Origin of the sequence: Sulfurovum sp., from assembly GCF_049668085.1 — a bacterium.
Lineage (GTDB): Bacteria > Campylobacterota > Campylobacteria > Campylobacterales > Sulfurovaceae > Sulfurovum.
In genome coordinates, this window is sequence record NZ_JBATIY010000106.1 from 1 (window position 1) to 7,371 (window position 7,371).

At 39.2% G+C, this 7,371-nt stretch carries 11 protein-coding genes; 1 reads left to right on the top strand and 10 read right to left on the bottom strand.

Features of this window, described 5'->3' with window-relative positions:
- From WBM70_RS07075 to WBM70_RS07120, 10 genes are all read right to left on the bottom strand, one after another.
- The coding region (locus WBM70_RS07075; RefSeq protein WP_424557799.1) for a hypothetical protein at nucleotides 1–276 on the bottom strand (276 nt) is incomplete at its 3' end.
- 59 nt (nucleotides 277–335) lie between these two features.
- Nucleotides 336–617: a hypothetical protein gene (locus tag WBM70_RS07080; RefSeq protein WP_424557800.1), complete on the bottom strand. Its 282-nt coding sequence runs from the start codon at nucleotides 615–617 to the stop codon at nucleotides 336–338.
- A 21-nt stretch (nucleotides 618–638) separates the two neighbouring features.
- The gene (locus tag WBM70_RS07085; RefSeq protein ID WP_424557801.1) at nucleotides 639–1,337 is read right to left on the bottom strand and encodes a F0F1 ATP synthase subunit A; all 699 of its coding nucleotides are present in this window, start codon (nucleotides 1,335–1,337) and stop codon (nucleotides 639–641) included.
- Between the two features lie 56 nt (nucleotides 1,338–1,393).
- Nucleotides 1,394–2,152 (bottom strand): TIGR02757 family protein, encoded by a 759-nt coding sequence (locus WBM70_RS07090; protein ID WP_424557809.1) that lies wholly within the window; start codon nucleotides 2,150–2,152, stop codon nucleotides 1,394–1,396.
- A 99-nt stretch (nucleotides 2,153–2,251) separates the two neighbouring features.
- On the bottom strand, nucleotides 2,252–2,974 hold the full coding sequence (gene lptB, locus WBM70_RS07095; RefSeq protein ID WP_424557802.1) for an LPS export ABC transporter ATP-binding protein: 723 nt from the start codon (nucleotides 2,972–2,974) through the stop codon (nucleotides 2,252–2,254).
- Nucleotides 2,974–3,396, bottom strand: coding sequence for a tRNA (adenosine(37)-N6)-threonylcarbamoyltransferase complex ATPase subunit type 1 TsaE (tsaE, locus tag WBM70_RS07100; RefSeq protein ID WP_424557803.1), 423 nt, complete (start codon nucleotides 3,394–3,396; stop codon nucleotides 2,974–2,976). The genes lptB and tsaE overlap by 1 nt, the downstream gene beginning before the upstream one ends.
- Before the next feature lie 2 nt (nucleotides 3,397–3,398).
- On the bottom strand, nucleotides 3,399–4,385 hold the full coding sequence (gene trpD, locus WBM70_RS07105) for an anthranilate phosphoribosyltransferase (RefSeq protein ID WP_424557804.1): 987 nt from the start codon (nucleotides 4,383–4,385) through the stop codon (nucleotides 3,399–3,401).
- A 13-nt stretch (nucleotides 4,386–4,398) separates the two neighbouring features.
- Nucleotides 4,399–4,650 (bottom strand): RNA-binding S4 domain-containing protein, encoded by a 252-nt coding sequence (locus WBM70_RS07110; protein WP_424557805.1) that lies wholly within the window; start codon nucleotides 4,648–4,650, stop codon nucleotides 4,399–4,401.
- Nucleotides 4,651–4,822: 172 nt separating this feature from the next.
- Nucleotides 4,823–6,016, bottom strand: a complete 1,194-nt coding sequence (locus tag WBM70_RS07115) for a tetrahydrodipicolinate N-succinyltransferase N-terminal domain-containing protein (protein ID WP_424557806.1) — start codon at nucleotides 6,014–6,016, stop codon at nucleotides 4,823–4,825.
- Nucleotides 6,017–6,053: 37 nt separating this feature from the next.
- Nucleotides 6,054–6,491 carry a hypothetical protein gene (locus WBM70_RS07120; protein WP_424557807.1) on the bottom strand — a complete coding sequence of 146 codons (438 nt, stop codon included), beginning with the start codon at nucleotides 6,489–6,491 and terminating at the stop codon, nucleotides 6,054–6,056.
- Nucleotides 6,492–6,798: 307 nt separating this feature from the next.
- On the opposite strand from WBM70_RS07120, the gene WBM70_RS07125 reads away from it, so the two are divergent.
- On the top strand, nucleotides 6,799–7,371 hold a 573-nt coding region (locus WBM70_RS07125; protein WP_424557808.1), incomplete at its 3' end, for a TonB-dependent receptor.

Here is a 7,371-nt window from a genome sequence, read left to right on the forward strand (position 1 = left end):
ATACATATCTGTAACCAACAAACCCTTAACGACATGTCCTTTCGAGATATGTCTTTCTTTAAGATTGTTGGTCACTGCTTTCCCAAGACCTACAGTAGCTACGTTGGCATCTATCGCATAGAATTGATCATCCGATGTCAACGTAGCTTGTACCTTCCCCACTTCACCGACGATACCAAACTCTACACTGTAATGGGCTTTAATTTTTTTGGCTTGTAGCAAAGAGGGTAAAAAGAGGAAAATTGAACTGATAAAAATAAAGGTGATTCGTAACATCCTTAAGCTCCTAGATCACAAACAGGAGTGAAGGGTGCAAGATCAATAAGCATGATTCATCATTCTACTGTATTGTTTTCTTTTTGAATGAGAAGTTGTTCAAGTAGTGCAGTTTGTTTTTTAAGCTCTAAGTGTCTCTCTTTGGCTGTGATAATATGTTCAAGTAAAAGTACAGATACCATACCGGGTAATGCACCTAAAAATGCAGACACGATCGCTAAAAGTAAATTTTCGGGATAAAAAGCAAGAAATGAAGTAATAGCACCTAGCAGGGCTGCTGCCCATGCTACGCCTAAGAGAAAGTTGACTACAAAACTCAAAGCTCCGTTCTGCAGTCTCATATTTAGTAGTCCAAAATGTGCTTAATGTTCTTCATCCAGTGCTATTGCACCTGCTAGATAAACATAAGTAAGGATCATAAATACAAACGTTTGCAAGAATGCCATAAACGTAAGAAGGACAAGTGGCGTAATAGGTATGATCCATGGTGTTAGCATTAAAAGAACCCATAAGAATAGATCATCCCCTTTGATGTTACCAAAAAGTCTGAATGAAAGTGAAACGATACGAGACAGATGAGAAACGATCTCGATCGGATACATTAAAAGTGACATTGCAAATTTTGCTATTGGGTTCATCTCTCCAAGGTGTACAAAGTTCTTAAAGTATGTAAAAGCACCCTGCTTTTTAATACCTTCGTAATTGTAGTACAAAAATACGATAAGCGCTAAAGTCAATGTAACATTGATGTTCGATGTTGGAGATTCAAATCCAGGGATAATACCGATAAGGTTGTTCACAAGTACAAACAAACCGATAGCTGCAATTAAAGGCAGGTATTTACGTGCATGCTCTTCACCGATAACATCTTTACCCATGGCAATAACACCACCAAGAAATGCTTCCATAACGTTTTGTGTACCTGTTGGTACTGCTCTAAGGCTTTTTGTAGCCATTTTTGCAATAAGCAATATAATAATTGCTGTCAAAACTAAGTGTGAAACGAATAACATTGGTCCATGTCCAAATATTACGCCTAGATAAGTAAATATACCTTCCATATAACATCCTCTTTTAAGTTAAATATTGCGGGATTATACCCATTTTTTGCTTAGTTTTAAGCCAATTTCTCTTGCCCCAACCGATAAAGTGCAAAATCATATTTGACAGGGTCCTGATGATCAAAAGTGCGTAATGTATCGGTTAATTCGATACTTGCTTTCATATCATACGTTTTGCGCTTTAGTAAACCTAAACGCCTTGAAACCTGAAATGTATGTGTATCTAAAGGCATGAGCAGATCTTTTTTATCGATCTTAGACCATAACCCCATATCCAAAAGATCTTTACGTACCATCCATCTTAAATACATCATATAACGTTTATACGTTCCTGCAGAAGGTACTTTTTTCGGTACATTACCTACTAAAAAACCATACCCTCGTGTTTGTCTAGGGTAAACAGAGTGTAGTGTCTCCAAAAAACACCACAGTCCATCTAAAATATTTTCTTCTTTTTTATAACCACGATAGAAAATATCTTCAATACTCTCTACCGATCTTAAGCGTTTCAACGCGATGAACAGTGCAGACACATCTTCACTTTTTTGAAAACGGTAATAGTGAGAGGAGAATGCTTTTTTGATCTCTTCTTCACTGGCTTCCAAGAGAGTAAAATCTAAACTTTGTAAAAATTTAACGATCAATCCTGCATTACCGTACCCAAATAGTGCACAGATAAGTGCAATGGATTCATCTTGGTATTGTGAAGCTATAAAAAGGGGATCTGGTTTTTCCAATGAGAGCTCAGAAGTATTGTTTCGGGATTTAACTTCACTGTCTAAAAGGGTTTTTATTTGTTTTAAGTCTTTATTCATAAGATTCTTTTTTAAGCACGTAGGTACGTGAGACTGCTGCTGAAGCAGACACAGTGTCAACGTAGGAAAGATGAGCTCGCCCATTTTCCGTCCTATTAATCAAAACGTAAAATGTTCACCAAGGTAATGTTTACGTACATTTTCATCATTGGCTACTTCATCACTGGTCCCAGTAGCCATCATTTCTCCACTTCTCATGACGTAAGCTCTATCACAAATACCCAGTGTTTCACGTACATTGTGGTCAGTAATAAGGATACCCATATCTAGATCGACCAATTGTTTGATAATATTTTGTATGTCCAAAACAGCTATAGGGTCAACACCGGCAAACGGTTCATCCAGAAGTAAGAACTTTGGTTCTCCCACCAATGCTCTTGCTATCTCTACTCTTCTTCTTTCGCCTCCACTCAAGCGTATTCCCAGACGATTACGAATAGGTTCAATATTAAAGATCTCAAGCAGTTTTTCGATACGCGGTTGAACAGTCTCAGTCTCAAGATTTAGAGCTTCAGCAGCTATAAGTAAATTTTCCTCTACAGTAAGGTCTTTAAAGATACTGGATTCTTGAGGTAAATACCCAATACCCATCTGTGCACGAGAGCTTAAAGGTAATTTTGTAATATCCTCACCATCTAAAACGACCTGACCTTCTGTTGCATCCGTTAATCCACACACCATATAAAATGAGGTCGTCTTCCCGGCACCGTTCGGGCCAAGAAGTCCTACGATCTCTTTACTCTCTACACGCAAAGAGATATCATGTACGATCTTTGTTTTTTTTATGGTCTTAGCAAGGCTTTTGGCTTCAAGTGTATGCATTATATGTTTATCCTGTAAATTCTACTATTTTCTTGAGACTCAATGTCTACCGTTGCAACATTATAACCTACACCTTCTAAAAAGGCTTTAAGTTCATCAGAACCCCACTCTACCATATGCCACCCCTGTTTTTCAAACTCTTCAAAAAGGCCAAGCTGCATAAACTCTTCATGATCTAAACGATAAAGGTCATAATGGTAAAGACCGCTGCCATCTTTTGTTCCATAACACTGCTGTAAAGAAAAGGTCGGAGAAGTAACTTCACTTTCAACTCCTCTTGATTTTGCGATAGCTTGCGTCAAAGTCGTTTTACCTGCAGCCAAGTCACCGCGTAAAAAAACGATAGCATTCGAAGGAAGTGTAGTCTCTAAATAGGTTACAACGTTATTCAGCTCCTCTAGTGAAGCACTTATCTCTTTCACTACTACTCGACCTCTGCCAACTGTTGACTTACCTTAGCCATACGCTGTAGATTGTCACTGGCTTTCCCACTGTCAAGTCCACTTTTAGCTATCTCTATGGCTTCTTTTATATCGCGTACATTGCCATCTACAAAAAGTGCAAAAGCAGCATTTAGTAGAATGATGTCTCGTTTTGCACCCTGCTCTTTTCCCGAAAATATATCACGTGTTATCTGCGCATTAAAATTCGCATCTCCGCCTAAGATCGCCTCTTTGGGTGCAAGTTCAAATCCAAATGTCTCAGGGTTTATCTCACCTTCAGAGATACGGTTGGACTCCACATAGGCAAAAGAGGAATTACAGGCAAGAGAGATCTCATCCATACCGTCATGACTGCTCACCACATAAGCACGTTTTGCACCCAATTCAAGCAACGCATCAGCCATACGTTTAATGTACGAAGGGTCAAATACTCCCAAAAGGTATTTTTCCGCTCCAGCAGGGTTGGTTAAGGGTCCAAGAATGTTAAAGATCGTTCTATGTTCTATGGATTTGCGTATAGGCATGATGTGCTTCATCGCTGGATGGTGATCTGTAGCAGGAAAAAAACAAAACCCTGTCTCTTCAAGCATTTTGATCTTATTGTCGATAGTAAGATCAAGGTTAATACCCAATGCTTCTAAAACATCTGTAGATCCGGAGTTTGAGGTCACACTTCTATTTCCATGCTTTGCCACAACACGACCTAAAGAGGCTAAAAGAAGAGACACGGTTGTAGAGATGTTAAAACTGCCGCTTTTATCTCCGCCAGTACCCACCACATCAATGGCTTTTTCTTTCAGTTCATCAGATAAAGAGAGTGTAATAGAGTGTTCACGCATCACAGAAGCAGCGGCAGCGATATCACTGCCGCTTTCACCTTTTTCATACAGGTCTATAAGAAAATCCCTTGCTTCTTCTGTACTCATTTCATTGTTAAACAGTCTTTCAAACTCTTCTCTGATTCCCATCACACTCTCCTATTTAATCTGATAACTCTTTGACATACTCTTCTTTTTGACTTTTAGGTATGGTCTTGGTTGTAGGGATCTGCAGTACTTCATAAGACTTCGGTCCCTTAAGATACTCTATCGTTACCTTATCACCAATGGCCACATTTTTAGACGCTTTAGCTTTCAATCCATTGACAAGCACTACTCCAGACTTAAGCATATCAGTAGCAATAGTACGACGCTTCACCACATTCACAGCCGACAACCATTTATCCACACGCATACTATGCTCCCAAAATAAAATATTAATTATGTCGTTGCGAACGCCCTTAAAAGCAAAGCGATTCGAGAGCAACGACGATTTTTTGCTTCGTTTTTTCTAAAAAAATGAAGAGAGAAGCAAACTCACAATCCAAATAAAAGGAAATTGATCCAAAATACCTAATACCTAAAAATTAGTGCAAGTCAGCGTTCAACTTCACTTCTCTTGTACTTCTTCTAGCAATAATCTCACCCGTAGTAGAGTTTTGTCTAAAGTGGATCCCGTCAAGTCCTTGAAGCTCTTCACCTTTGAAAGTTGTTTTATTCTCAAGTGTAGCATCAGGGTTTGCTGCAGCAATTTTTGCTAACTCTTCTGGAGAGATCTTTAGCTTAGTCCCAGCCAAGATAGTGATACCCGCATCCACGATACATGCATCACCTAAAGGAAGACCTGTTACAGAGTTTGCTCCAAGAAGTGTATTCTCACCGATGCTGATTGGATTACCATCTGTACCTGAAAGTACTCCAAGGATACTCGCACCACCACCAACATCTGAACCTGACCCTACGATAGCAGATGACGAGATACGACCTTCAACCATCACAGGACCAAGTGTTCCTGCATTAAAGTTGATGTATGACGCACCTGGCATCACTGTTGTACCCGCTGCAAGCTGAGCACCCATACGTACTTTAGACGCTTCTAAGATACGTGTATTGTCTGCAGGGATCACATGCTGTAAGAATCTTGGGAACTTATCTACAGAATCCACTGTCGGATAGGTACCATTGAGTTTCATTTCGATCTCATTTTCTCTAAGGTAGTCAAGTTCATATGGTGTATTGCCAACCCATGCTACATTTGAAAGAATCCCAAATGCACCATTAAGGTTGATCTTTCTAAGTTCCGCTTTAGCAAGAGAAAGAGCATAGAGTTTAAGATAAACTGCTTCTACACTCTGCGCATTTGCATCCTCAAATAAAAATACTATTCTAAAGTTTGAACCGATATCTTTCATGTTTGAAAGTGTTTTGATCACCTGTACATTTTTATGTGCATCACCAGTTGCTTCTCCAAGATACGGAGCAAATGCTGCCATCGCGTTTTGTACAAAGTTATCATTTATCGTTGCTACATATTCAGTCTCTGAAAAGTCTACTTCACGACCTGCTTCCTGTAAAGCTTTAATAAATACTGCTGCAGAACCAAAGTTCTCTTTCCAGTTGATAAGCCCAAAGTTTGCCTGAAGAATTTTCTCAGCATTTTTTTGACCTCTGTCTACTCTTGCGATACCAAATCCTATAGGCTCTTTATACCCTGCTTGTGAAGTAACCTCTGTTACTAATTGTTTGAATGCGTCTGTACTTGTAACTGTTTCAATTGCCATGAAATTCCTTTAAATCGAATAAAATAATTTAAAGCGATTATACTTGATTTTCTTTAACATTTTGTACGGATCCCATCACTTCAAACCAATCACGATTAAAATGTTTCTTGATATATGCTTCATGATGCGGTACCGTACAAGCACTACAGTCATGATGTATGGCATCATCAGAGATAAACTGTGCCCCATCTTTTGCATCTATACTACAAGTACTGTAGAGGACTTTAGTACCCTCTCTTGAGAATCCTTCATCCTTGAAACGAAAATAGGGACAGGCACAAAGATAACAATTAAGATCTTCCATTTCATGGCACTTTTTATTCTCTTTATAGAGCAAACAAAAGTCTGGCTCTTTTTCCACCATGTTTTCAAATTTGAAGTATGCGATGATTTCAGCATCACTCAAATGTGTCAATTTCTTCATGATATTCTGGTGTTTCCTACCATGTGATTCAAACCAATCAGTATAGGTCATAGTTCAATTATCTCCTCAATGCATTATATAAGAGAGTATACCTTTTCACGCTAAATGTCAACAGTAGGAGCTAATGAACATTGCTGTAAAATACGCGTATGAAACATCTTAGAGGCCACAATAAAAATTACTTTTCATTAGCTGTCATTGCCATGTACTCCACACTTGCAAAGTTGTGTTGGATCGACAGTAATTTTCAGTACCATAAAAAAGCCTTTGTCTATCATGAATATAAAACTTCTCCTCCTTGTTTATCTATTTTTTACTAATCAGCACACTAAACATATAAATAAACAAGGAACAACCTATGACGATCAAGTCACTCAGCCTTATCACGGCTACACTAGTGTTTACAACGCAAACTTTTGCTGATGAAACACTGGAACCTATCACTGTGACCTCCACAAACAAAACAGATCAATCCATCCAAAAGACTACTGCAAACGTCACAGTCATCACTTCTCAAGAGATAGAGGAACATGGATACCAAACCGTTGCCCAAGCTATCAACAGAGTAGCAGGTATCTCTGTTGCACATGCCGGTGGCTTAGGTCAACAGACTTCATTCTTTATGAGAGGCGCTGATTCAGGTAAGGTACTCGTACTCTTGGACGGTATGCGTCTCAATGACCCAAGTACTACCAATGGCACTGCACTGCTTGACAGTCTCACAACAAGCAACATTGCGCAAATAGAGATCATCAAAGGCGGAACCAGCACTATCTGGGGATCCAATGCCTCAGCCGGTGTCATTAACATCATTACTAAAGAAGCCCAAGAAGGTCTGCATGGCTCTTTAGCACTTGGCTATGGTTCATACAATACTAAACAGACAGAGGCACAACTCTCTTACGCAGATGAAAAACTCTCTGCTCAGGTT